The following is a 21,260-nucleotide window of genomic DNA, read 5'->3' as shown; positions in this document are numbered from 1 at the left end:
AGCTGTTGGGTGTGGGAAACCGATACGGTAACGCCTCGCCCGTCGCGCCTGCATAGGATCTTGACCCGAGAACCCATTCCGCCGGCTGGCCAGATGTCTCGAGGCTTGCGGAATGGATCCCAGGCTCAAGGCCTGGGATGACGGTCCCAGGGTGGGCGCGTCGAGGACCTGTATGAATCCGGCTCACCCCTCCGGATTCAGCACCTTGCCGGGGTTCATGATGTTCTGCGGGTCGAGGCTGCGCTTGATGCGGCGCATCAGCTCCATCTCCACCGGGTCCTTGTACTGGACGATCTCGTCGCGCTTCAGCCGGCCCAGCCCGTGCTCGGCGGAGATCGAGCCGCCGAACTTCCGCACCTTCTCGTAGACCCGGTGGCCGACCTCGTCCCAGCGGTCGAGGAAGGCCTGCTTGTCCATCTCCGGCGGCTGCGACGGATTGAAGTGGACATTGCCGTCGCCGATATGGCCGAAGGCGACGATCCGGGTGCCCGGGATCAGGTCGACTACATATTCCGATGCCTCGGCGATGAAAGCGGCCATCCTGGAGACCGGCACGGACACATCGTGCTTGATCGAGCCGCCCTCGTATTTCTGCGCCTCCGACATGCTTTCCCGCAGCTTCCACAGCGCCTGGGACTGGGCCTCGGACGCCGCCATGGTGGCGTCCAGCACGCGCCCCTGCTCATAGCCCTCGACCAGGATCGCCTCCATCGTCTCTTTCAGGGCGCCGGTGTCGCGGCCAGCCGACAGTTCCATCAGGACATACCAGTCGTGGCGGCCTTCCAGCGGATCGTGGGTGTCGGCGACATGGCGCAGCACCATGTCCAGGCCCAGCCGGGGCACCAGCTCGAAGGTCGTCACCTGGTTGCCGCTGAGCGCCTTCGCCGTGCCGAGCATGGCGACCGCGGCCGCGACGTCCGGCACCGCCATGAAGGCGGTTTCCACCGCCGCAGGGCGCGGGTAGAGCTTCAGGACCGCGGCGGTGACGATGCCCAATGTGCCTTCGGCACCGATGAACAGCTGCTTCAGGTCGTACCCGGTATTGTCCTTCCGCAATCCCCGCAGGCCGTGCCAGATGCGGCCGTCGGGCAGCACCACCTCCAGCCCCAGGACAAGGTCCCGCATATTGCCGTAGCGCAGCACCGCGGTGCCGCCGGCATTGGTGGACAGATTGCCGCCGATCTGGCAGCTGCCCTCGGCCGCGATCCGCATCGGGAACAGGCGCCCGGCCTCCTCCGCCGCCTGCTGCACGTCCTGCAGGATGCAGCCGGCCTCCACCGTGATGGTGTCGTTCTCCAGGTCGATCTCGCGCACGGCGTGCATCCGCGACAGGCTGAGGACGATCTCGTCGCCGCCCTCGAACGGCACCGAGCCGCCGCAGAGCGAGGTATTGCCGCCCTGCGGCACCAGCTTGGTCCCCGTCTCCGCGCAGAGGCGCACGATCTCCGCCACCTCTTCCGTGCTGGCGGGCCGCAGGATCAGCGGCGACACGCCGTGCCACAGGTCGCGCCATTCGGTCAGGTAGGGCCGCATCTCCGCAGGGTCTGCGATGACACCCTTGTCGCCGACCACGGCGCGGAGGCGGTCGAGGATGTCCGGCGCGATCTGGTTCATGGCTGTCACCTGTCGTCTGGGATATCGGCGGCGGAGTCTATCGCGGGGCCGCCGCCCGGGCGAGGCGGTCGTTGATTGCCGCCCCCAGGCCGGCCCGGGGCACCGGCATGACGGCGATGCGGTCCGCCAGCGCATCCAGCTCCCGCAGCATGCGGAACAGGTTGGCCGCGGCCTCGACCGGGTCGCCGGCGGGGGAGAGGTTGCGCACCGGCCCGGCGCAGGCCGGCACCGTCGGGCCGAAGGCGAGCAGCGCCTCGCCCGGTTCGGCCGCGGCGGCATCCAGGCGCAGGCGGGCCGCGGGGGCATAGTGGCTCAACAGCATGCCCGGTGCCTGCACCCTGTCGTCGCCGGGCCGGCCGAGCGGGCCGCAGACCGCTTCCAACTCCTCTTCCGCGATGCCGCCCTGGCGCAGCAGCACGGGCCTTTCCCCGGCGAAGCCGACGATGGCCGATTCGACCCCGATGGGGCAGGGCCCGCCGTCCAGGACCAGGGAAAGCTGTGCGGCGTCGAAGGCGCCGGCCACGTCGGCGGCCCGGGTCGGGCTGAGCCGGCCGGACGGGTTGGCCGATGGCGCGGCAATCGGCAGGCCGGCGGTGCGCAACAATGCCCGGGCCACCGGATGGGCCGGCACCCGCAGCGCGATCGTGTCCAGGCCGGCGGAGACCAGATCCGCCAGCCCGCTGTCGGCCCGCCGGGGCACGACCAGGGTCAGCGGACCGGGCCAGAAGGCCTCGGCCAGGGCCCGGGCTGCGTCCGTGAGCTGGCCGAGCCGGCCTGCCGCCGGCAGGTCCGGGACATGCACGATCAGCGGGTTGAAGGCCGGGCGGCCCTTGGCGGCGAAGATCCGCGCCACCGCCAGCGCATCGCCGGCCGCCCCGGCCAGGCCGTACACCGTCTCCGTCGGCAGGCCCACCAGGCGGCCGGCGGCAAGCGCGGCCGCGGCGGCGGCGAGAGCCGTCCGGGCCGGCGCGACGATGGGGGGGCGGCAGTGTGCCGACAGTGCGGCATCTGGCCGCCGATTGGCAGACAGGGACATGGTATCCATTTCACGGGCATTGCTGGCCGCGAGACCGTTTCCGTATCCGCGGCGCGAACCTACACTCCGGCGGTAGGGTCCGCTCTCTGGGGCAGGCCCGCGGCCGGAGAGCCACCCTATCGGCGGGAGAGGACGTCCAGATGAGCTATACCGCACCTTTGACCGACATGCGCTTCGCGCTGGACCATATCGCCGGACTGCCGGCGCTCGCCAGCCTGCCCGCCTACGAGGCGGCCGAGGCCGATGTCGTGACCGCGGTGCTGGAAGAGGCGGCGAAGCTGGCGGAGAACGTCTTCGCGCCGCTGAACCGGGTCGGCGACGAGGACGGCGCGAAGATCGAGAACGGCGTGGTGCGCACCAGCCCCGGCTTTCCCGATGCCTACCGGCAGTTCCGCGAGGGCGGCTGGAACTCGGTGCCGGTCTCGGCGGAGATGGGCGGCGGCGGCCTGCCCTGGGCAGTGGCGATCGCCGTTCAGGAGATGCTGTCATCGGCCAATATGGCGATCACCCTCTGCCCGATCCTGACCCAGGGCGGGATCGAGGCGCTGCTGGCGCATGGCAGCGACATGCAGAAGGAACGCTACCTGCCGAAGCTGATCTCCGGCGAATGGACCGCCACCATGAACCTGACCGAGCCGCAGGCCGGGTCCGATGTCGGGGCGCTGCGCACCAAGGCGGAGCCGCAGGACGATGGCAGCTACCGGATCACCGGCACGAAGATCTTCATCTCCTTCGGCGACCATGACATGGCGGAGAACATCGTCCACCTGGTGCTGGCGCGCCTGCCGGGCGCGCCGGCGGGCACCAAGGGCATCTCGCTGTTCCTGGTGCCGAAGTTCCTGGTGAACGAGGATGGCAGCCTGGGCGCGCAGAACGACCTGCGGCCGGTCTCCCTGGAACATAAGATGGGGATCCACGGCAGCCCGACCTGCGTGATGTCGTTCGGTGACCAGGGCGGCGCCACAGGCTGGATGATCGGCCCGGAGAATGGCGGCATGCGCTGCATGTTCACCATGATGAACAATGCCCGCCTGGCCGTCGGGCTGCAGGGGCTGTCGGTGGCGGAGCGGGCCTGGCAGCAGGCGCGCGCCTTCGCGCAGGAGCGCCGCCAGGGTCGCGCCGCCGGCGGCAGTGCGGATCAGGCCAGCCCGATCATCGACCATCCGGACGTGCGGCGGATGCTGCTGCTGATGAAGTCGCAGACCGAGGCGATGCGCGCGCTGATCTACCTGAATGCCGGCTGCATCGACCGGGCGCATCACGCCGGAAGCGAGGCGGAGCGGGCGGAGGCGCAGGCCCTGGTCGACCTGCTGACCCCGGTGTCGAAGGCCTGGTGCACCGATCTGGGGGTCGAGATCGCCTCCCTCGGCGTGCAGGTGCATGGCGGCATGGGCTATGTCGAGGAGACCGGCGCCGCGCAGTACTACCGCGATGCCCGCATTGCGCCGATCTATGAAGGTACCAACGGCATCCAGGCCCTGGACCTGATGACCCGCAAGCTGCCGCTGCAGGGCGGTGGCGTGGTGCAGGCGCTGCTGGCGCAGATTCGCGCCGATTGCGCGGCCTTGTCGGGCCGGGACGAGGCGGCGTTCGGCGACATCCACCGCCACCTGCAGCCCGCCGTCGAGGCGCTGGACAAGGTCACCCGCGCGGTGTTGCAGGGGCTGAGCGGGGATATCGCCGGAACCATCGGCGGGGCAACGCCTTTTCTACGCATGATGGGCACGGTCCTGGGCGGCTGGCTGCTGGCCAAGTCCGCCATTGCCGCCCGCGAGGCGGATCCGCAAGGGGACCGGGCCTTCACCCGCGCGAAGGTGGAGACGGCGCGGTTCTATGCCACCCAGGTGCTGAGCCAGGCGCCCGGCATGGCGCCGGCTGTGCTGGAGGGGGCGGAGAGCCTCGCCAGCTTCGATACGGACCTGCTGGTGGCATAGCGGCAGGAACGGACCCGCGGGCCGGCATCCTGGCGACCGGCGCCGCAACGACGACGAGGAGCATCCGACGATGGCCCAGAGCAACCTGCCCGACGGGTTTCCCGGCACCGCCGCGCCCCGCACGGTGCGGCCGCGCGCCGCGGCCGTGGCCGACATGACCCCGGCCGAACGGCGCTGGCGCATGCTGGGCGGCGGTGTCGCCACCGTCGCGATGCTGGCGCTGCTGCTGGCGGCGTCGCCGGTCTGGGCGCAGAGCGATCAGGCCGGCGATGGCCGCGTGCAGGGCGAGCCGCCGAAGCCGCTGGGCACCATGACGGTCACCACGACCACCGACAGGCCGGGCGCCGACGGGGGCACCGACGGGCGGGTTCCGGTGGGCACCCGCGGGCCGAGCCCGGAGGACAATCTGCAGCTGCCGGGCAAGGTGGAGCAGCAACGGGTCATCGTGCAGGAGCGCAGCGGCGATACCTGCGTCGCCGACATCGTCTGCGTGACCACGGAAGCGCGCGACGACTATGCCAGCGTGGTGGCCGACCTGACCGCGCCGCTGATCGTTACCGCCTTCGTCGATATCGACGCCGGCAATATCCCGAATGCGCCGGAACGGGTGCAGGCGCTGCTGGAGGGGGAGGGGCGCCACGTGCTGACCCGCCTCGGCCCGATTCCGCAGGAATACCGGCTCTCCACCCTTCTGCGGGCGCGCCTGGGCGCGGTCGGTGCGCAGCCGGACGGCACCGTCTACAACCTGCCTTTCGGTGCCGAGAAGCGGCGCGAGGTGATCTGGGTCGGCAGTGCCGGCACGGCGCTGCAGCAGGGCTATGTGCAATGGGCGGCGGAGCCCGGCACCGCGGTGCGCGCGGCCCGTGGCGGCGTGGTCGGTGCGGTCCGCACCCAGACGATGCAGGGCGGGCTGGCCGAATATCCCGCCATCTTCGGCAACATGATCGCGATCGTGCATGACGATGGCACGGTCGGCGTCTACGGCCGGCTCGACTTCCGTGGCGTCCAGGTGCGGGTCGGCCAGCGGGTCGCTGCCGGCGACATCATCGGCACGACGGGCCTGACCGGCTACGGGCCCGATCCCGGCATGTCCTTCACGCTGCTGACCCCGGTCGGGCCGGGACAGGAGCTGCAGGTCTGGCCCGTGCAGTTCCAGACGGCGGACGGGGTGATGACGCCGACCACGGGTGCGGAGGTCTCCGCCCTACGCTAGCGGGTCAGCCGGGCGCCGGCCGGCCCGCCGGCGCGCCTTGCATTCGCTGCAACCCTGTCGCGCGGCAGCCCGAATTGACGCTAACGTCAACCGCGGTATGTTGCAGTGCGATAGGACCAGTCAAACGGCCGCGCGCCGGGGATTCGCCCCGGCCGACGCGATGCGGCCGTCAGCGAAAGGGGCTTCCGTGAACGTAGCGACCGTCAGGACCGATCCGAACGCACTCGTCTATCCGATTGCCGGCCGCCCGGAGCAGGGCGAGGTGATGGAGGTGGCCGAGGGCGTCTTCTGGGTCCGCATGGCGATCCCGATCAAGGGCCTCGACTATATCAACCTCTGGCTCCTGGACGATGGCGACGGCTGGACCCTGGTCGATACCGGCCTGCGCACGCCGTCGATCCGCGAGACCTGGGAGCGGATCATCGAGAGCCATCTGGGCGGCCGGCCGATCCGGCGCGTGATCTGCACCCATTTCCATCCCGACCATATGGGCCAGGCGGGCTGGTTCGTGCGGCGCTTCGATGCGCCGCTCTGCATGACCCTGGGGGAATGGCTGTTCGGCCGCTGCCTGCTGCTGGAGCAGGAGGCGCATCCGCCGGCCGCCGCCGTGACCTTCTACCGCCGCGGCGGCTTCTCGGAGGAGGAGCTGGAGGTCTATAGCAAGCGGCCCTACGACCGCTTCAAGGAGGCGGTCTGCCACCTGCCGACCGGCTTCAGCCGGATCGAGGACGGGCAGAGCCTGCGGATCGGCGGTCGCACCTGGCGGGTGATGGTCGGCCGCGGCCATTCGCCGGAACATGCCTGCCTGTACTGCGCGGAACTGGGACTGCTGATCTCCGGCGACCAGATCCTGCCGCGGATCACCCCGCATATCGGCGTCTACCCGATGGAGCCGGAAGCCGATCCGCTGCGCTTCTACCTGAATTCCCTGGGCCTGTTCCGCGGCCTGCCGGCCGATACCCTGGTGCTGCCCGCCCATGGCGACCCGTTCCGGAATCTGTCGGCGCGCCTGGACCAGATCGGCGCCCACCATCACGACCGCCTGCGCGCGCTGCTGGAAGCGCTGGCGGAGCCGAAGACGGTGGTCGAGGTCCTGCCGGTCCTGTTCCGTCGCGACCATAGCGGCGAGCACAAGTTCCTCGCCCATGGCGAGGCGCTCGCCCACTTGCACTGGCTGCTGGGCGAAGGGCTGATCGAGCGCAGCACGTCCGCCGACGGCGTCCACCGCTTCCTGGCGGACGGTGCCGACGCGCCGGCCGCGCTGCGGATCTGAGTCGGCGCCCGGGCCCCGGCCCGGGCGTGCAGCGGACTTTTCAGGCCGCCCGGCGCAGCTCCAGCACCTGCCAGACGTCCAGCAGCGCGGCGACCAGCGCGTCCATGTCCGCCGCGCCGTGGTGCGGGCCCGGTGTGATGCGCAGGCGTTCCGTGCCGCGGGGAACCGTCGGATAGTTGATCGGCTGGATGTAGATGCCGTGCATCTCCATCAGCAGGTCGCTGGCGGTCTTCACCAGGGCGGCATCGCCGACCAGCACCGGCACGATATGGCTGTCGCCGTCTAGGACAGGCAGGCCCACCTCAGTCAGCCGCCGCTTCAGGTCCGCCGCGGCGGCCTGCTGGGCCTGCCGCTCCGCATCGCTGCCGCGCAAGTGCCGGATGCTGGCCAGCGCACCGGCGGCCACCGCCGGCGGCAGCGCGGTGGTGAAGATGAAGCCCGGCGCATAGGAGCGGACGGTATCCACCAGGTTGGCGGAGCCGGCGATATAGCCGCCATGCACCCCGTAGGCCTTGGCCAGGGTGCCCTCGATCACGTCGATGCGGTCCATCGCCCCCTGTGCGGCGGCGACGCCGGCGCCCTGCGGTCCGTACATGCCGACGGCATGCACCTCGTCCAGATAGGTGAAGGCGCCATAGCGTTCGGCGAGCGCGCAGATCCCCGCCACCGGCGCGATGTCGCCGTCCATCGAATAGACGGATTCGAACACCACCAGCTTCGCCCGGCCGGGTCCGGCAGCGGCGAGCAGTTCCTCGAGATGATCCAGGTCGTTATGCCGGAAAATCTGCTTCTCGGCGCCGGAATGGCGGATCCCGGCGATCATCGAGGCATGGTTCAGCTCGTCCGACAGGATCAGGCAGTCGGGCAGCCGGGCGGCGATGGTGGCGATCGCGGCATCGTTGGCGACATAGCCGGAGGTGCAGACCAAAGCCGCCTCCTTGCCGTGGAGGGAGGCCAGTTCCCGCTCCAGCTGGACGATCGGATGGTGGGTGCCGGAGATGTTGCGGGTGCCGCCGGCGCCGGCGCCGAAACGGTCCACGGCCTGCTTCATCGCCTCGCGCACCACCGGGTGCTGCCCCATGCCCAGATAGTCGTTGGAGCACCAGACGGTGATTTCCCGGACGGATCCTTCCGGGCCATGCGCCAGGGCCTTCGGGTAGCGCCCCACCTGCCGCTCGAGTTCCGCGAACACGCGGTAGCGGCGCTCAGCCTTCAGCCCGGCGATCGCATCGGCGAAATATCGTTCGTAGTCCATTGCGGCGGTCCTTGTCCTCGCGACGGTCCGGTCCACATCTCCCAGAAGCCTTGGGCGCCAGAAGCCTTGGGCGCCAGAAGCCTTGGCGACTGCGCCGAGGCGGCGATCCGGCGACGGCATCGTTCTTTCGGTTCGTTGCGCCGCCCGCCCCTTCCCCACTAGTAAATAGGGGTAGGGTTTCTACCAAATAGTGCGGCCTGTGTCGCATCCCGAGGTGCCGCAGATGGCCGCATGCGTCACGGCGCCACGCAGGCCACGGTACAGGTGCAGGTCACGGTAGAGGGCAGGTCACGGACCAGGGAATGTCGGTAGGCGATCTCAGCCAGGTGAGCGTCCTTGTCGTGGACGACAACCTCCAGATGCGCGCGGTCGTCCGAGCCATCCTGCGCGGCCTCAGCGTCGGGCAGGTGCTGGAGGCGGAGACCGTCGAGCAGGCCTTCGATCAGGTGCGCCGGCACAATGTCGACGTGATCTTCTGCGACTGGGTGCTGAACCCCGGCTCCGGCATCGACTTCGTGCTGCGCCTGCGGCGCGACCCCAGGAGCCCCAACCCCTACCTGCCGGTGATCATGATGAGCGCCCATGCGGAACGCAGCCGGATCGAGCGTGCGCGAGACGCCGGGGTGACAGAGTTCCTGGTCAAGCCGATCACCATCAACGCTGTGCTGGCCAAGTTCGTCGAAATCATCGAGCGCCCCCGGCCGTTCATCCGCTGCAACGGGTATTTCGGGCCCGACCGGCGGCGCCGCAACGATCCCCGCTATGCCGGTCCGGAACGACGGCAACCGGACGGGGTGGACGGCGCGGGCCGGCCGTCCGGCGACCAGAGCGACGGGGAGACGGTGCTGCTCTGACGGCGCCGGACCGGTGCCGGCCAATTGTTTCCGGGATCTATTTCAGCTTCCGCCGCACCAGCTCTTCCAGTTCCCGGACCAGTGCCGCACCGGTGGCGCCGCCATCGCCGGCGACCCGACCCCGCAGGATCGCGGCGAGCGCGTCGACATGGGCGCTCACGATGGTCAGGTCGGGCAGCTGCTCCCGTTCCAGCTGGCCCTCGATATAGTGGCAGAGATGCTTCGCCACCTGGGTGACCAGCGGATAGCCGAAGGTGGCGCCCTGGCCCTTCATGTCGTGCGCCGTCTGAAACAGGTCGAGCACGCGCTGCCGCCGGTCCGCCGTCTCCGCCCGGATCGCGGCGAGTCGGGCCTGCAGCTCCGCCAGGTCCTTCAGCGCCCAGTCGATATAGCTTTCGGCGAGCTCCGCCACGGCGGCCTCCGCCTTGGCGATCCGGTCGGGATCGACGCCGCCGCTGCCGACCTTCATCTTCAGCAGGTTCGGCGGGTGGATGATCTCCACCTTGCCGCCCTTTTCGCCGTTTCCGGTGCGGCCGGCATCCGTCTTGCCGTTCTTCTGTGGGATTGTCGCCATGCCAGCCATGCCTCTGGGCAGTCTCCCCGACGGCGTCCGCCACCCGGCCGCGCCAGCCAGGATGATCGGCGCCCTGCCGGCGGCAGTCTAACAGATTCACCCCGGGCCGCGCCTCTTCCCTCCGGCGGAGCCGGGAGCGCGACATCGCGGCCGGCCGATGCCGGTTCATGCCCCGGCCGCCGCGCGGCTATGATACGGGCAGGCATGCGCCGGCCCTGCCGGCGCCAGGTGCAAGCACGGCTCCCGCGCATCCGGCGGGAGAGAGAGGATCGGCGGCCGCATGACGACCCTGCTGTTTTCCCACCAGGACTGCCTGGAGCACAATCCGGGACCCGGCCATCCGGAGCGGCCGGACCGGCTGCGGGCCGTGCTGGCGGCGCTGGAAGGCCCCGGTTTCGAAGCTCTGGAGCGCCGCGATGCGCCGCTGGCGGAGCTGGCCCAGATCGCGCGGGTCCATCCGGAGGACTTCATCCGCAACCTGCTGGACTCTGTGCCGGCGGAAGGGCAGGTCGCGATCGACATGGACACCGCCATGTCGCCCGGCTCCGGGCAGGCGGCGCTGCGCGCCGCCGGCGCGGTCTGTGCGGCGGTGGATGCGGTGATGGGCGGCGCGGCACGGAACGCCTTCTGCGCGGTGCGCCCACCCGGCCATCATGCCGAGCCGGAGCGGTCGATGGGCTTCTGCCTGTTCAATAATGTGGCGATCGGCGCCGCGCAGGCGCGGGCCGCCTGGGGGGCGGGCAAGGTGGCGGTGGTGGATTTCGACGTCCATCACGGCAACGGGACGCAGGCGGCCTTCGCCGCCGATCCGGCTTTGTTCTATGCCTCCACCCATCAATGGCCGCTCTATCCGGGTACCGGCCGGCCGGACGAGCGCGGCTGCGGCAATATCCTCAATGCCGTGCTGCCGCCCGGTGCCGGATCGGACCGGTTCCGTGCCGCCATGACGGACCAGGTGCTGCCGGCGCTGGACGCCTTTGCCCCCGACCTGGTGATGATCTCCGCCGGCTTCGACGCGCATACCGGCGATCCGCTGGCGGAGCTGGACCTGCAGGATGCCGACTATGGCTGGGCGACGGCCGAGCTCTGCGGCCTGGCATCGCGCCATGCCGGTGCGCGCCTGGTCTCCGTCCTGGAGGGCGGCTACAGCCTCTCCGCGCTGGGAAGCGCCGCGCGGGAACATGTGGCGGCGCTGATCCACGCCCCGGCGCCGGCTTGAGGCGCGGCGCCGCCCAACGGCGTTGGTTGCGCCGGGCCGGCGGCGTGGTCACACTGCGCCGCCGCCGCGAGCCGCGGCGGCATGACGGCAAGTTTGGGTGAGATCAGGTCAGGCGAGAGAAGGCGGACAGGATGCAGGAGCGGACGGAAGGCTGGCGGCGGCCGGCGACGGGACCCGGAATGGTGCGATGCCTGCCGGGGCGTTCGGGTGCGGCGGCCCTGGTCGGCGGCGCCCTGCTGCTGGCAGCGGCGGCCGGCGCCGCGTCGGCGGCGGACATGGCGCCGATCACCTCCGTCGACGACAACAGCCCGAAAGCGGTGAGCTACCAGTGCGAGGGCATGAAGCACAGGGTCGATCTGGAGCTTCGGGCCGATACGGCGGAGGATTTCTACATCCAGGCCGCCGGCCCCGAGGTCATGATCCCGGTCACCTGTGCCACGGCCACGCAGGGGCTGTCTGCCTCGGGGGCGACGATCTCCTGCAACAAGCAGGTGAAGGGCAACGAGCCGATGTCTGCGGTGGACGGCCGCGACCTGGCCGATGCCCTGGCCATGGCCGTCGGTTCGAGCGGCTGCCGGCGGGTGAAGTGAGCCGGGCCGGGAGAAAGCTGCCGGGCGCCGGGATGTCAGGCATGGAGGAGTGCGTCCGACGATGACCGATACTGCCGAGCCGGCCGCCGACGCCCTGCCGGCGGATATCGCCGCGATGAGCTTCGAACAGGCCCTGGCAGAACTGGACGAGATCGTCGGCCGGCTCGAGGCCGGCGATGTCGACCTGGAGGAGAGCATCGCCATCTATGCGCGCGGAATGCACCTGCGGCGCCATTGCGAGGCGCGGCTGAAGGCGGCGGAAGAACGGATCGAACGGGTCCGGCTGGGCCCCGACGGGCTGCCGGCCGGCACCGAGCCCTTCGACCAGCAGGACTGAGCGGCATGGCGGATCTCAGCCCTGCCTTCCTTCCCGCACTGGAAGGCATCGCCACCGCTGTCGAAGCGCGGCTGGAGGCGGTCCTGCCGCCGGTGGAAGGGCCGGAGCACCGCCTGCTGGCGGCGATGCGCTATGCCGTGCTGGGCGGCGGCAAGCGGCTGCGGCCGTTCCTCACTGTCGCCACCGCCGACATGTTCGGCGTGCCGCGGGCGCAGTCGCTGCAGGCGGCGGCGGCGGTGGAACTGCTGCACACCTATTCCCTGGTGCATGACGACCTGCCGGCGATGGACGACGACGCCCTGCGCCGGGGCCAGCCGACGGTTCATGTGAAGTTCGATGAGGCGGTCGCGATCCTGGTCGGGGACGCCCTGCTGACGATGGCCTTCGAACTGCTGGCCGATGCCCGGCTGCATCCCGACGCCAGGGTCCGGGTGCAGATGGTCCAGGCGCTGGCCCAGGCGGCCGGCCCGCAGGGCATGGTCGCGGGCCAGGCGATCGACCTGGCGGTTTCCCATGACGAGGCCGACCTTGCCGCGATCACCCGACTGCAACAGATGAAGACGGGCGCCGTGATCGGCTTCTGCTGTGCCGCCGGCGCCCTGCTGGGCGCGGCAACGGAGGAGCAGCGGCTGGCGCTGAAGGCCTATGCCCATGACCTGGGCCTCGCCTTCCAGATCACCGACGATGTGCTGGACGTGACCGGGAATGCGACTCAGTTGGGTAAGAGTCCGGGCAAGGACATGGCGGCCGGGAAGGCGACATTCGTTGCCCTGCTGGGGCTCGAGCAGGCACGCCAGCAGGCGGCGATGCTCGGCGACCAGGCCAGCCAGCACCTTGAAATATTTGGCGAAAGAGCCAAACTGCTGCGCGACTTGGCGGCTTTTGCCGTGGTCCGGGAATTCTGACGCAGGCCGGGGTGGAACAGCCCGGTCGGAACCAGGGATGCCGGGCGTAATATGGAATGGCCATGCGGCGCCGCGATGGGCGGCGTCGGGTCGAACGGGTTCCCGCGGGGCGGGACCGGGCCGGCGTGGCGATCCGGAACCAGCGGGTCCAGGCTTGATGCGGGCAGTGGACGGAACCGCGATGGACGCGGTCCCGGCGTTCCTGCCGTGCCGGCCGCGAATGGAGATGAGAGATGGCCGATAGCGGCAAGCCTGGCCGGACCGGCGACGCCCGCGACGGCGCGGATGGCGCCCCGGGGGCCGGTTCGGACGAGATGGCGCAGCGCCATATCAGCAACCGCACGCCGCTGCTGGACAGGGTTCATCTGCCTGCCGACTGCCGGGGTTTCGACCTGGAGGAACTGCGGCAGCTTGCCGACGAATTGCGGGCGGAGACCATCGACGCCGTCTCGCATACCGGCGGCCATCTTGGGGCCGGTCTCGGTGTCGTGGAACTGACCGTCGCGCTGCACCACGTCTTCCGCACACCGACGGACCGGCTGATCTGGGATGTCGGCCACCAGGCCTATCCGCACAAGATCCTCACCGGCCGCCGCGACCGGATCCGCACCCTGCGGCAGGGCGGCGGCCTGTCGGGCTTCACCCGCCGCAGCGAGAGCGAGTACGACCCGTTCGGCGCGGCGCATTCCTCTACCTCGATCTCCGCCGGCCTGGGCATGGCAGTCGCCCGCGACCTGAAGGGCGAGAAGAACAACGTCGTCTGCGTAATCGGCGACGGCGCGATGTCGGCCGGCATGGCCTACGAGGCGATGAACAATGCCGGTTCGATGGACAGCCGGCTGATCGTGATCCTGAACGACAACGACATGTCGATCGCGCCGCCGGTCGGCGCGATGAGCGCCTATCTGTCGCGGCTTCTGTCGTCGCGCTCCTATCTCAGCCTGCGCCAGCTGGCGAAGCAGGTCGCCAAGGCGCTGTCGCGCCGGGTGGAGGAAACGGCGCACCGCGCGGAGGAATATGCCCGCGGCCTGGTGACCGGCGGCACCCTGTTCGAGGAACTGGGCTTCTACTATGTCGGCCCGCTGGACGGCCACAACCTGGAGCATCTGCTGCCGGTCCTGCGCAATGCCCGGGACGCCCCCGGCCACAAGCCGATCCTGATCCATGTCGTGACCCAGAAGGGCAAGGGCTATGCCCCGGCGGAGGCGGCGAAGGACAAGTATCACGGGGTCTCGAAGTTCGACGTGATCACCGGCGCGCAGTCCAAGGGCACGCCCAAGGCGCCGTCCTATACCGGGGTCTTCGCCGACGCGCTGATCGGCCTGGCGGAGCGCGACGAGCGGATCTGCGCCCTGACCGCCGCGATGCCCTCCGGCACCGGGGTCGACAAGTTCGCCGCCCGCTTTCCCGACCGCGCCTTCGACGTCGGCATTGCCGAGCAGCACGGCGTCACCTTCGCCGCGGGCCTGGCGGCGGAAGGCATGCGCCCCTTTGCGGCGATCTATTCCACCTTCCTGCAGCGGGCCTACGACCAGGTGGTGCACGACGTGGCGATCCAGTCGCTGCCGGTGCGCTTCGCCATCGACCGGGCCGGGCTGGTGGGCGCCGATGGCGCCACCCATGCGGGCAGCTACGACATCACTTACCTGGCGAGCCTGCCGGGCTTCGTGGTGATGGCCGCGGCGGACGAGGCGGAACTGGCGCGGATGACCGCGACGGCGGCGGCCATCGACGACCGGCCCAGCGCCTTCCGCTATCCGCGGGGCGAGGGGACCGGCGTGGAGATCCCCGCCCGGCCGGAGCCGCTGGAGCTCGGCCGCGGCCGGATCCTGCGGGAGGGCGGCACCGTCGCGATCCTGTCCTTCGGCGGCCGCCTGCAGGAGGCGCTGAAGGCGGCGGAGGAACTGGCCGCACGCGGCCTGGGCACCACGGTCGCCGACGCCCGCTTCTGCAAGCCCCTGGACGAGGACCTGGTGCGCCGCCTGGCGCGGGAGCATGAGGTGCTGATCACGGTGGAGGAAGGCGCCATCGGCGGCTTCGCCAGCCATGTCATGCACTTCCTGGCGCATGAAGGCCTGCTGGAGAACGGCCTGAAGCTGCGGCCGCTGATCCTGCCCGACCGCTTCATCGACCATGACAAGCCTGACCGGCAGTACGAGATCGCCGGCCTGGCCGCCCCCGACATGGTCGCCACCGCCCTGGCGGCGCTCGGCCGCAGCGCGGAGCAGCCGGCACGGGCCTGAGGCGGCGGCAGGGCCCGAAAGCAAGGGGTCAGCTGGTCTTGCCCTGCATGGCGCAGGTCAGCCCGGTGAAGCGGTCGTTCGCGAACTGGTACCTGGCATAGTTGTCATAGATCGGCTTGTAGATCGCGCTTGTGCAGGTGATCCAGGGGCCGTTCCAGCCGCGCTGGATCTTGCCCTCGACCAGATAGTCGCCGCTGCAGCTCAGCACGGCCTCCAGATGGCGGCTGTTGTGGCCCACCTTGCTGAAGATCGCCTCCGCCTTCTGACCCGGATCGGTCAGGCAGCGCACGGAGACGGTGCCCGAATAATCCTTGTCCTGCTGGTGCAGGTTGCCGCTGCCGTAGGTGGCGAACAGGTACCAGAGGTGGTCGCGTGCGGCGGTTTCCGCCGCGGCAGGGGTGAGGGCGGCGCCCGTGGCCAGGGCGGCCAGCAGTACGGCGGTCGATGCGGCGGCCCGGCGGCACGTCCGCGAGATCCATTGTTTCGGCATCACATCCTCCATGCCCGTCGCCGGCCGTGGCGGCGGATCGGCACTGTTCTGACCCGGAAACCCGCCGGCTTGATGGCCGCACGGAGGTGCAGCCGGGGCGGTTCCATGGCCGGATTGCGGCCATGCGACCGGGCCTGACAAGACGGGCGGACTGGGGTAAAGGGGCGGCCCGGCGCGATTTGGGATGCCGGGCCGGGCGGCGGCCGTCGCGTCCGGAACCTCCGCCGAGGCTGCCATGGTCGATCACATTGCCGGCGTGCGGGCGCCGCCCGGCTCCGCCCCTGCGGGCCGGCCGTCGCGCGGCCCCTGGCTGCGCGAGCTCGCGGCGACCTGGGCGCTGGGCCTGCCGCTGGCCGGCAGCCAGCTGGCGTGGATGGGGCTGGCCGTCACCGACGTCGTGGTGATGGGCTGGTACAGCCCGGAGACCCTGGCGGCCGGCGGCCTGGGCGCGAACTATTTCTTCATGCCCTATGTCTTCGGCCTCGGCGTCGTCAGCGCCGTGTCGCCGCTGATCGCGCAGCGCCTGGGCGAGGGCGGGCGCGGCCATGTGCGGGCCGTGCGCCGTGCGGTGCGGCAGGGCCTCTGGGTGGCGATCGCCCTGGCGATCCCGGCGATGCTGCTGTGCCTGGCTGCCGGCCCGGCTTTCCGGGCGATGGGGCAGGAACCGGCGGTCGCGACCGATGCCGGTCTGTATGTGCTGGCTGCGATGCCCGGCCTGCTGCCCGCCTTCGCCATTGCCGCACTGCGCGGCTTCATGGCCTCGCTGAGCCGCGGCCGGCCGGTGCTGCTGGTGTCGCTGGCTGCGCTGCCGGCGAACGCGGTGCTGGACTATGGCCTTGTTTTCGGCGCCTGGGGCCTGCCGGAACTCGGCGTGGTGGGCGCCGGGCTGGCCTCCACGGCGGTAGAATATGCGATGCTGGCGGCGCTGGTTGCCCTTGTCCTGGTCGACAGGCAGTTCCGGCGCTATGCGATCTTCGGCCGCTTCTGGCGGGCGGACTGGCAGATGTTCGGCCAGTTGCTGCGGATCGGCGTGCCGATCGGCATCACCCTGCTGCTGGAGGTCGGCATCTTTTCCGCCGGGGCCTTCCTGATGGGCTTCTTCGGCGTGACCGCCCTGGCGGCGCACCAGATCGCGGTGCAATGTGCCGCGGTGACCTTCATGATCCCCTATGGCCTGTCGCAGGCCACAACCGTCCGGGTCGGTCTGTTCGCCGGCCGGCGCGATGCTGCCGGCGCCCTGCGCGCGGGCAAGGCCGGTGCCGCCTCCGCCCTGGCGGTGATGGCGGTGATGGCGGTGATGTTCTGGCTGGCCGGCGGGCCGATCGCCAGCCTGTTCCTGGACCTGTCCGAGCCGGGCTCGCCGGCGGTGGCGGAAATGGCGGCCGCCTACCTGGCCATCGCCGCCGTCTTCCAGATCGTCGACGGCGCGCAGGTGGCGGCCAATGGGGCGTTGCGGGGCCTGAAGGACACCGCGGTGCCGATGGCGATCGTCGCTGTCGGCTACTGGGTGATCGCCTTCCCCCTGGCGCTCTATCTCGGGTTCGAGCTGGACCTGCGGGGCGAGGGGCTGTGGTGGGCCCTGGCCGCCGGCCTGGCCGTGGCGGCGGTGACCCTGACCGCCCGCTTCCTGTTCCGGATGCGCCGGCTGACAGCGCTATGGTCGTCCGCGGCAAGAGCGGCGGCGGCATGAGCGGCGGCGGCAAGCCGCGCGGCCGGCAGCGGCTCGACCAGGCGCTGGTCGAGCGCGGCCTGGTGGAGAGCCGGGCGCGGGCACAGGCGCTGGTGATGGCCGGGCAGGTCTTCTCCGGCGAACGCCGGCTGGACAAGCCCGGCATGCCGGTGGCGGGCGACATGGCGCTGGAGCTGCGCGGCCAGGACCATCCCTGGGTCAGTCGCGGCGGGCTGAAGCTGGCCCATGCCATCGACCGTTTCGGCATCGACCCGGGCGGGCGGACCTGCCTGGACATCGGCGCCTCCACCGGCGGTTTCACCGATGTCCTGCTGGCACATGGCGCCGCCCGCGTCTATGCGGTCGACGTGGGCCGCGCGCAGCTGGCCTGGAAGCTGCGGGAGGATGACCGCGTCGTGGTGCTGGAGGGGGTGAATGCCCGCCACCTGACAGCCGAGCAGGTGCCGGAGCCTGTCGACCTGCTGGTCTGCGACGCCAGCTTCATCGGCCTGCGCACCCTGCTGCCCGCGCCGCTGGCGCTGGTCCGCAGCCCCGGCGAACTGGCGGTCCTGGTGAAGCCGCAGTTCGAGGCGGGGCGGGAGCGTGTGGGCAAGGGCGGCGTGGTCCGCGACCCGGCCGTTCACGAGGAAGTCTGCGCCACCATCGCCGACTGGCTGGCGGTGCAGGACGGCTGGACCGTGAGCGGGATCGAGCCGAGCCCGATCACCGGTCCCCAGGGCAACCGGGAGTTCCTGCTGCATGGCCGCAAAGCCTAGGCGCGGCCGGCAGGGCCGGCCGCCACGCCGCACGGCGCCGCAGCCGGCAGTGGAGGGTCGGATCATCGGCCTGGGCCGCGGCGGCGACGGCCTGGTGGAGAGCGCGGACGGCCGGCGCCTGTTCGCGGCCGGCACCGTGCCCGGCGACCGGGTGCGGGTGCGGCCGCAGGCCGGCGGGCCGGGCAGCGGCAAGGAAGGCCCCGTGGCGGCGGATCTGACGGAGCTTCTGGAAGCCGGCGCAGAGCGGGTGGCCGCGCCATGTCCGCATTTCCCGCCGCCTGGCGGCCAGGGGTGCGGCGGCTGCCAGATGCAGATGCTGGCCTGGCCCGCCTATCTGGACTGGAAGGCGGGGCTGGCGCGGGACGCGCTGGCGCGGGCCGGCGTGCCGCCGGAGCAGGTGCCCGCGCCGGTCGTGGCGCCGGAACGGTCGCGCCGGCGGGCCGGCTTCGCGCTGCTGCGGCAGCCGGACGGGGTGCGGATCGGCTTCCGCGGCCGCCGCAGCCACCGGGTGGAGGACCTCTCCGACGCCTGTCTGGTCTGTGCGCCCGAACTGCTTGCCGTGCTGCCGCCGCTGCGCGCCCTGGGGGCGGAACTGCTGCGCCCCGGACAGGCGCTGGCCGTCCAGGCCACGGCGACGGAGGGCGGGCTGGACCTGGTGCTGCGCGGCGCCGCCGTGACGCCGCCCGATGTCTGGCCGCAGCTGGTCGACTTCGCCGAGACGGCCGACCTGGCGCGGCTCTCCACGGCGGCCGACGACCGGCGGCCGGCGGAGCCGGTGCTGCTGCGCCGCACGCCGCTGCTGCGGTTCGGGCCGGTGCCCGTCGTGCCGGCGCCCGGCGGTTTCCTGCAGGCGGTGGCGGCGATCGAGGCGCGGATGCAGGCGGACGTCGCCGGCTGGCTGGACCGTGCCAGCCGGATCCTGGACCTCTATGCCGGCTGCGGCACCCTTTCCCTGCCGCTGGTCGACGCGGCCACGATCCATGCGGTCGACGGCGACAAGACGGCGCTGGCCGCCCTGCAGGCGGGGGCGGATGCGGCCGGCCGCGGCGGCCGGGTCGGCGTGCAGGCGCGCGACCTTGCCCGCTTCCCCCTGGTCGGTCCGGATCTGGCCGGCTACGACGCGGCGATCCTGGACCCGCCGCGCCAGGGCGCGGCCGAACAGGCCGCCGCCCTGGCGTCGGCGGCGCCGGCCGGGCTGCGCCGGCTGGCGGCGGTGTCGTGCAACCCGGTCACCCTGGCGCGCGACCTGGAGCGGCTGTTCGCGGGCGGCTGGCGGCTGGGCGCAGTACGGCTCTACGACCAGTTCCTCTGGACGCCGCATCTGGAGGTGGTGGCGCTGCTGGAGCGGTAGCGGCTATTCGGCGACAAGGGTGCAGAAATAGCCGTCCTCCCGGCGCAGGGAGATCGAGGCGCGGTAGGTCTTCTCCGAGCCCGGCTCCGGATCGTCGATCGCGTCCTGCTGGCACTTGTGGAACAGCACGCTGGTGTCGAAGATCTCCCACCAGTCGGGATTGGCGCCCATATCGCCGTCGGTGAGGTAATTGTTGCGGCCGATATTCTCGATCATCCGGTCGAAGAAGCTGTCGGAATGCGGTCGCCGCAGGATCTTGCCGTGCAGCACGATGTCCGTGCAGCCGGCCGGCAGCCAGACGATCTGGATGTGCTTCTTCTGCTCCGCCGCGCTGGCGGTGCCCCTGTCGTAGTCCTGCAGGGTGCCGTGCAGGATCGAGCGCATGCGGTTGCCGCAGGTCACCGAGACCTGCACCGGCAGGCCGATGAGGTTCCCGGCATCGCCGGCATCCCGCGTCAAGGTGCTGAGTTCCACGGCGATGTCGCTGGGATCGTGCGCCCGTGCCGCCGGGACGATGACGGCGCAGGCCAGCAGGGCGGCCAGGAAGGGACGGGTCAGGTGGGGGATCAGGGTATGCACGGCCCCGCATCGTTCCAGGTCGATCATCGGCAGCTCTCCCGCTTTGCCAGTGGTCCAGGGCCCGGAGGTCCGCAGTTGAATGCGGAGCACGCGGTTGCACATTAACGGCATGATGCAGTCGCCGGCCATGCCTCATTCCGGATCTGCGCGGCTCGCCGACCGGCGGCGCGGCGCGCCGCCGTCGCCCGCGATGCTGGGGCGCAGGACCGCCTACACCGCCTATCAGGCGGTGCGGGTTGCCTGGTATGCGGGTCATTATGCTCTGGCGTTCCGCAGCCTCGCCTCGCTGGGCCCGCCGCCCTGGCCGGTCGGCCCGGTGCCGGATCGCGCCGCACTGATGCGCGACCTTGCGGGCCTGTTCCGGCGCGACCTGGCCAACATGGAGGCATGCGCCTATCGCGCACCGATCCGGGCGCCTTCGCCCTGGCGGGAGTTGCGGCGCAGCCGCCTGTTCCGGCGCGACCTTCCGGTCGTCGACCGGCGGCGGCAGTCGCGGGAGGTCATCGCCGCCACCGGCGATCCCGCGCTGGACGAGGCCGATCTGGCGGACCTACCCGCCTATTTCCGGCAGGCCTTTCATTTCCAGACCGGCGGCTATCTGACGGCGGAGAGCGCCGAACTCTACGACATGCAGGTGGAGGTTCTGTTCACCGGCGCGGCCGGCGCGATGCGCCGCCAGGTCCTGCCGGAGATGCGGGCCGCCCTGGCCGGCCGGCCGCAGCGCCGGCTGCGGCTCCTGGACCTGGCCTGCGGAACCGGCCGTTTCACCGCCACGCTGAAGGACAACTGGCCGGGCGCCCAGGTCACCGGGCTGGACCTGAGCCCGGCCTATCTGGAGCATGCGCGACGCCGGGCCGGACCGCGCCCGCGGATGGACTGGCGCCAGGGCGCGGCGGAAGACCTGCCCTGGCCGGACGGCCATTTCGACGCCGTCAGCGCGGTCTTCCTGTTCCACGAACTGCCGCGGAAGGTGCGGGCCCGGGTGGCGGCCGAGATGGTGCGGGTGACCCGCCCCGGCGGCGCCATCGTCCTGGTGGATTCGCTGCAGAAGGGCGACCGCCCGGACTGGGACGGGCTGCTGGACCTGTTCCCGCACGGCTTTCATGAACCCTATTTCCGCGACTATGTGCAGGCCGACCTGCCGGCCCTGTTCGCGCCGCACGGCGCCGCCCTGCAGACGGAGGGAATTGCCTTCCTTTCCAAGCACCAGGTCTTCCGCCGGCACGGCTGACCGTCGGCTGCCGGCCCCGGTCGACCCGACCGTATGTCCTGAAATCCGCGCGGATCTTCCAGGATCGCAGGCTGCGGCAACTGCACCGCTTGCCGTTGCCTGCGGGTGGTGGTGGAT

19 protein-coding genes are annotated in these 21,260 nt (G+C 71.1%); 13 read left to right on the top strand and 6 right to left on the bottom strand.

Annotation, left to right across the window (positions count from 1 at the left end):
• Positions 1 to 183: 183 nt before the first annotated feature.
• Entirely contained in the window at positions 184 to 1,614 is a 1,431-nt protein-coding gene (locus ACFOGJ_RS30280) for an FAD-binding oxidoreductase (RefSeq protein ID WP_379907074.1), read from the bottom strand.
• A gap of 37 nt (positions 1,615 to 1,651) precedes the next feature.
• Entirely contained in the window at positions 1,652 to 2,650 is a 999-nt protein-coding gene (locus tag ACFOGJ_RS30275; protein WP_379907073.1) for an L-threonylcarbamoyladenylate synthase, read from the bottom strand.
• A gap of 140 nt (positions 2,651 to 2,790) precedes the next feature.
• Between ACFOGJ_RS30275 and ACFOGJ_RS30270 the strand changes: the two genes are divergently transcribed.
• The 3 genes from ACFOGJ_RS30270 (at position 2,791) to ACFOGJ_RS30260 (ending at position 7,070) form a co-directional block, all read left to right on the top strand.
• The gene (locus tag ACFOGJ_RS30270) at positions 2,791 to 4,584 is read left to right on the top strand and encodes an acyl-CoA dehydrogenase (RefSeq protein ID WP_379907072.1); all 1,794 of its coding nucleotides are present in this window, start codon (positions 2,791 to 2,793) and stop codon (positions 4,582 to 4,584) included.
• Positions 4,585 to 4,654: 70 nt separating this feature from the next.
• Positions 4,655 to 5,797 carry a M23 family metallopeptidase gene (locus ACFOGJ_RS30265; RefSeq protein WP_379907071.1) on the top strand — a complete coding sequence of 381 codons (1,143 nt, stop codon included), beginning with the start codon at positions 4,655 to 4,657 and terminating at the stop codon, positions 5,795 to 5,797.
• Positions 5,798 to 5,984: 187 nt separating this feature from the next.
• Positions 5,985 to 7,070: an MBL fold metallo-hydrolase gene (locus ACFOGJ_RS30260; protein WP_379907070.1), complete on the top strand. Its 1,086-nt coding sequence runs from the start codon at positions 5,985 to 5,987 to the stop codon at positions 7,068 to 7,070.
• Positions 7,071 to 7,110: 40 nt separating this feature from the next.
• Here ACFOGJ_RS30260 and hemA read toward each other — a convergent pair whose 3' ends face one another.
• Positions 7,111 to 8,325: a 5-aminolevulinate synthase gene (gene hemA / locus ACFOGJ_RS30255; protein ID WP_379907069.1), complete on the bottom strand. Its 1,215-nt coding sequence runs from the start codon at positions 8,323 to 8,325 to the stop codon at positions 7,111 to 7,113.
• Between the two features lie 302 nt (positions 8,326 to 8,627).
• On the opposite strand from hemA, the gene ACFOGJ_RS30250 reads away from it, so the two are divergent.
• Entirely contained in the window at positions 8,628 to 9,179 is a 552-nt protein-coding gene (locus tag ACFOGJ_RS30250) for a response regulator (RefSeq protein WP_379907067.1), read from the top strand.
• Between the two features lie 37 nt (positions 9,180 to 9,216).
• On the opposite strand, the gene ACFOGJ_RS30245 is transcribed toward ACFOGJ_RS30250, so the two are convergent.
• Positions 9,217 to 9,753 (bottom strand): Hpt domain-containing protein, encoded by a 537-nt coding sequence (locus tag ACFOGJ_RS30245; protein WP_379907066.1) that lies wholly within the window; start codon positions 9,751 to 9,753, stop codon positions 9,217 to 9,219.
• 280 nt (positions 9,754 to 10,033) lie between these two features.
• Here ACFOGJ_RS30245 and ACFOGJ_RS30240 point away from each other — a divergent pair, with 280 nt between their 5' ends.
• The 5 genes from ACFOGJ_RS30240 to dxs all read left to right on the top strand — a co-directional run bounded on the left by ACFOGJ_RS30240 (position 10,034) and on the right by dxs (position 15,047).
• Positions 10,034 to 10,972, top strand: coding sequence for a histone deacetylase family protein (locus ACFOGJ_RS30240; RefSeq protein ID WP_379907065.1), 939 nt, complete (start codon positions 10,034 to 10,036; stop codon positions 10,970 to 10,972).
• 131 nt (positions 10,973 to 11,103) lie between these two features.
• A complete protein-coding gene (locus ACFOGJ_RS30235) occupies positions 11,104 to 11,562 on the top strand; it encodes a hypothetical protein (protein ID WP_379907064.1) in 459 nt (152 codons plus the stop codon).
• Positions 11,563 to 11,623: 61 nt separating this feature from the next.
• A complete protein-coding gene (locus ACFOGJ_RS30230) occupies positions 11,624 to 11,899 on the top strand; it encodes an exodeoxyribonuclease VII small subunit (RefSeq protein ID WP_379907063.1) in 276 nt (91 codons plus the stop codon).
• A 5-nt stretch (positions 11,900 to 11,904) separates the two neighbouring features.
• Positions 11,905 to 12,804, top strand: coding sequence for a polyprenyl synthetase family protein (locus tag ACFOGJ_RS30225; RefSeq protein WP_379907062.1), 900 nt, complete (start codon positions 11,905 to 11,907; stop codon positions 12,802 to 12,804).
• A gap of 314 nt (positions 12,805 to 13,118) precedes the next feature.
• The gene (dxs, locus tag ACFOGJ_RS30220) at positions 13,119 to 15,047 is read left to right on the top strand and encodes a 1-deoxy-D-xylulose-5-phosphate synthase (protein WP_379907094.1); all 1,929 of its coding nucleotides are present in this window, start codon (positions 13,119 to 13,121) and stop codon (positions 15,045 to 15,047) included.
• Positions 15,048 to 15,075: 28 nt separating this feature from the next.
• On the opposite strand, the gene ACFOGJ_RS30215 is transcribed toward dxs, so the two are convergent.
• On the bottom strand, positions 15,076 to 15,537 hold the full coding sequence (locus ACFOGJ_RS30215; RefSeq protein WP_379907061.1) for a hypothetical protein: 462 nt from the start codon (positions 15,535 to 15,537) through the stop codon (positions 15,076 to 15,078).
• 235 nt (positions 15,538 to 15,772) lie between these two features.
• On the opposite strand from ACFOGJ_RS30215, the gene ACFOGJ_RS30210 reads away from it, so the two are divergent.
• The 3 genes from ACFOGJ_RS30210 to ACFOGJ_RS30200 are packed head-to-tail and all read left to right on the top strand — an operon-like array spanning position 15,773 to position 19,333.
• Positions 15,773 to 17,227: an MATE family efflux transporter gene (locus ACFOGJ_RS30210; protein WP_379907060.1), complete on the top strand. Its 1,455-nt coding sequence runs from the start codon at positions 15,773 to 15,775 to the stop codon at positions 17,225 to 17,227.
• Positions 17,224 to 17,982 carry a TlyA family RNA methyltransferase gene (locus ACFOGJ_RS30205; protein ID WP_379907059.1) on the top strand — a complete coding sequence of 253 codons (759 nt, stop codon included), beginning with the start codon at positions 17,224 to 17,226 and terminating at the stop codon, positions 17,980 to 17,982. The genes ACFOGJ_RS30210 and ACFOGJ_RS30205 overlap by 4 nt, the downstream gene beginning before the upstream one ends.
• 49 nt (positions 17,983 to 18,031) lie before the next feature.
• Positions 18,032 to 19,333, top strand: coding sequence for a class I SAM-dependent RNA methyltransferase (locus ACFOGJ_RS30200; RefSeq protein ID WP_379907058.1), 1,302 nt, complete (start codon positions 18,032 to 18,034; stop codon positions 19,331 to 19,333).
• Positions 19,334 to 19,336: 3 nt separating this feature from the next.
• Here ACFOGJ_RS30200 and ACFOGJ_RS30195 read toward each other — a convergent pair whose 3' ends face one another.
• Positions 19,337 to 19,939, bottom strand: coding sequence for a hypothetical protein (locus ACFOGJ_RS30195; protein ID WP_379907057.1), 603 nt, complete (start codon positions 19,937 to 19,939; stop codon positions 19,337 to 19,339).
• Positions 19,940 to 20,039: 100 nt separating this feature from the next.
• Here ACFOGJ_RS30195 and ACFOGJ_RS30190 point away from each other — a divergent pair, with 100 nt between their 5' ends.
• Complete coding sequence (locus ACFOGJ_RS30190) at positions 20,040 to 21,143, top strand: class I SAM-dependent methyltransferase (RefSeq protein WP_379907056.1); 1,104 nt, start codon at positions 20,040 to 20,042, stop codon at positions 21,141 to 21,143.
• Positions 21,144 to 21,260: the final 117 nt, after the last annotated feature.

Origin of the sequence: Marinibaculum pumilum, from assembly GCF_042646425.1 — a bacterium.
In the GTDB taxonomy this organism is placed as follows: domain Bacteria; phylum Pseudomonadota; class Alphaproteobacteria; order Ferrovibrionales; family Ferrovibrionaceae; genus Marinibaculum; species Marinibaculum pumilum.
This window is presented reverse-complemented; position numbering and strand designations above follow the sequence as displayed.

Bases quoted from the DNA above. Each gene is read 5' to 3' on its own strand.
- ACFOGJ_RS30230 (WP_379907063.1), top strand. From the start codon at position 11,624: ATGACCGATACTGCCGAGCCGGCCGCCGACGCCCTGCCGGCGGATATC.
- dxs (WP_379907094.1), top strand. From the start codon at position 13,119: ATGGCGCAGCGCCATATCAGCAACCGCACGCCGCTGCTGGACAGGGTT.
- ACFOGJ_RS30240 (WP_379907065.1), top strand. From the start codon at position 10,034: ATGACGACCCTGCTGTTTTCCCACCAGGACTGCCTGGAGCACAATCCG.
- ACFOGJ_RS30190 (WP_379907056.1), top strand. From the start codon at position 20,040: ATGCCTCATTCCGGATCTGCGCGGCTCGCCGACCGGCGGCGCGGCGCG.
- ACFOGJ_RS30225 (WP_379907062.1), top strand. From the start codon at position 11,905: ATGGCGGATCTCAGCCCTGCCTTCCTTCCCGCACTGGAAGGCATCGCC.
- ACFOGJ_RS30210 (WP_379907060.1), top strand. From the start codon at position 15,773: ATGGTCGATCACATTGCCGGCGTGCGGGCGCCGCCCGGCTCCGCCCCT.
- hemA (WP_379907069.1), bottom strand. From the start codon at position 8,325: ATGGACTACGAACGATATTTCGCCGATGCGATCGCCGGGCTGAAGGCT.
- ACFOGJ_RS30215 (WP_379907061.1), bottom strand. From the start codon at position 15,537: ATGCCGAAACAATGGATCTCGCGGACGTGCCGCCGGGCCGCCGCATCG.
- ACFOGJ_RS30275 (WP_379907073.1), bottom strand. From the start codon at position 2,650: ATGTCCCTGTCTGCCAATCGGCGGCCAGATGCCGCACTGTCGGCACAC.
- ACFOGJ_RS30265 (WP_379907071.1), top strand. From the start codon at position 4,655: ATGGCCCAGAGCAACCTGCCCGACGGGTTTCCCGGCACCGCCGCGCCC.
- ACFOGJ_RS30250 (WP_379907067.1), top strand. From the start codon at position 8,628: ATGTCGGTAGGCGATCTCAGCCAGGTGAGCGTCCTTGTCGTGGACGAC.
- ACFOGJ_RS30205 (WP_379907059.1), top strand. From the start codon at position 17,224: ATGAGCGGCGGCGGCAAGCCGCGCGGCCGGCAGCGGCTCGACCAGGCG.
- ACFOGJ_RS30235 (WP_379907064.1), top strand. From the start codon at position 11,104: ATGCAGGAGCGGACGGAAGGCTGGCGGCGGCCGGCGACGGGACCCGGA.
- ACFOGJ_RS30270 (WP_379907072.1), top strand. From the start codon at position 2,791: ATGAGCTATACCGCACCTTTGACCGACATGCGCTTCGCGCTGGACCAT.
- ACFOGJ_RS30195 (WP_379907057.1), bottom strand. From the start codon at position 19,939: ATGATCGACCTGGAACGATGCGGGGCCGTGCATACCCTGATCCCCCAC.
- ACFOGJ_RS30245 (WP_379907066.1), bottom strand. From the start codon at position 9,753: ATGGCGACAATCCCACAGAAGAACGGCAAGACGGATGCCGGCCGCACC.
- ACFOGJ_RS30280 (WP_379907074.1), bottom strand. From the start codon at position 1,614: ATGAACCAGATCGCGCCGGACATCCTCGACCGCCTCCGCGCCGTGGTC.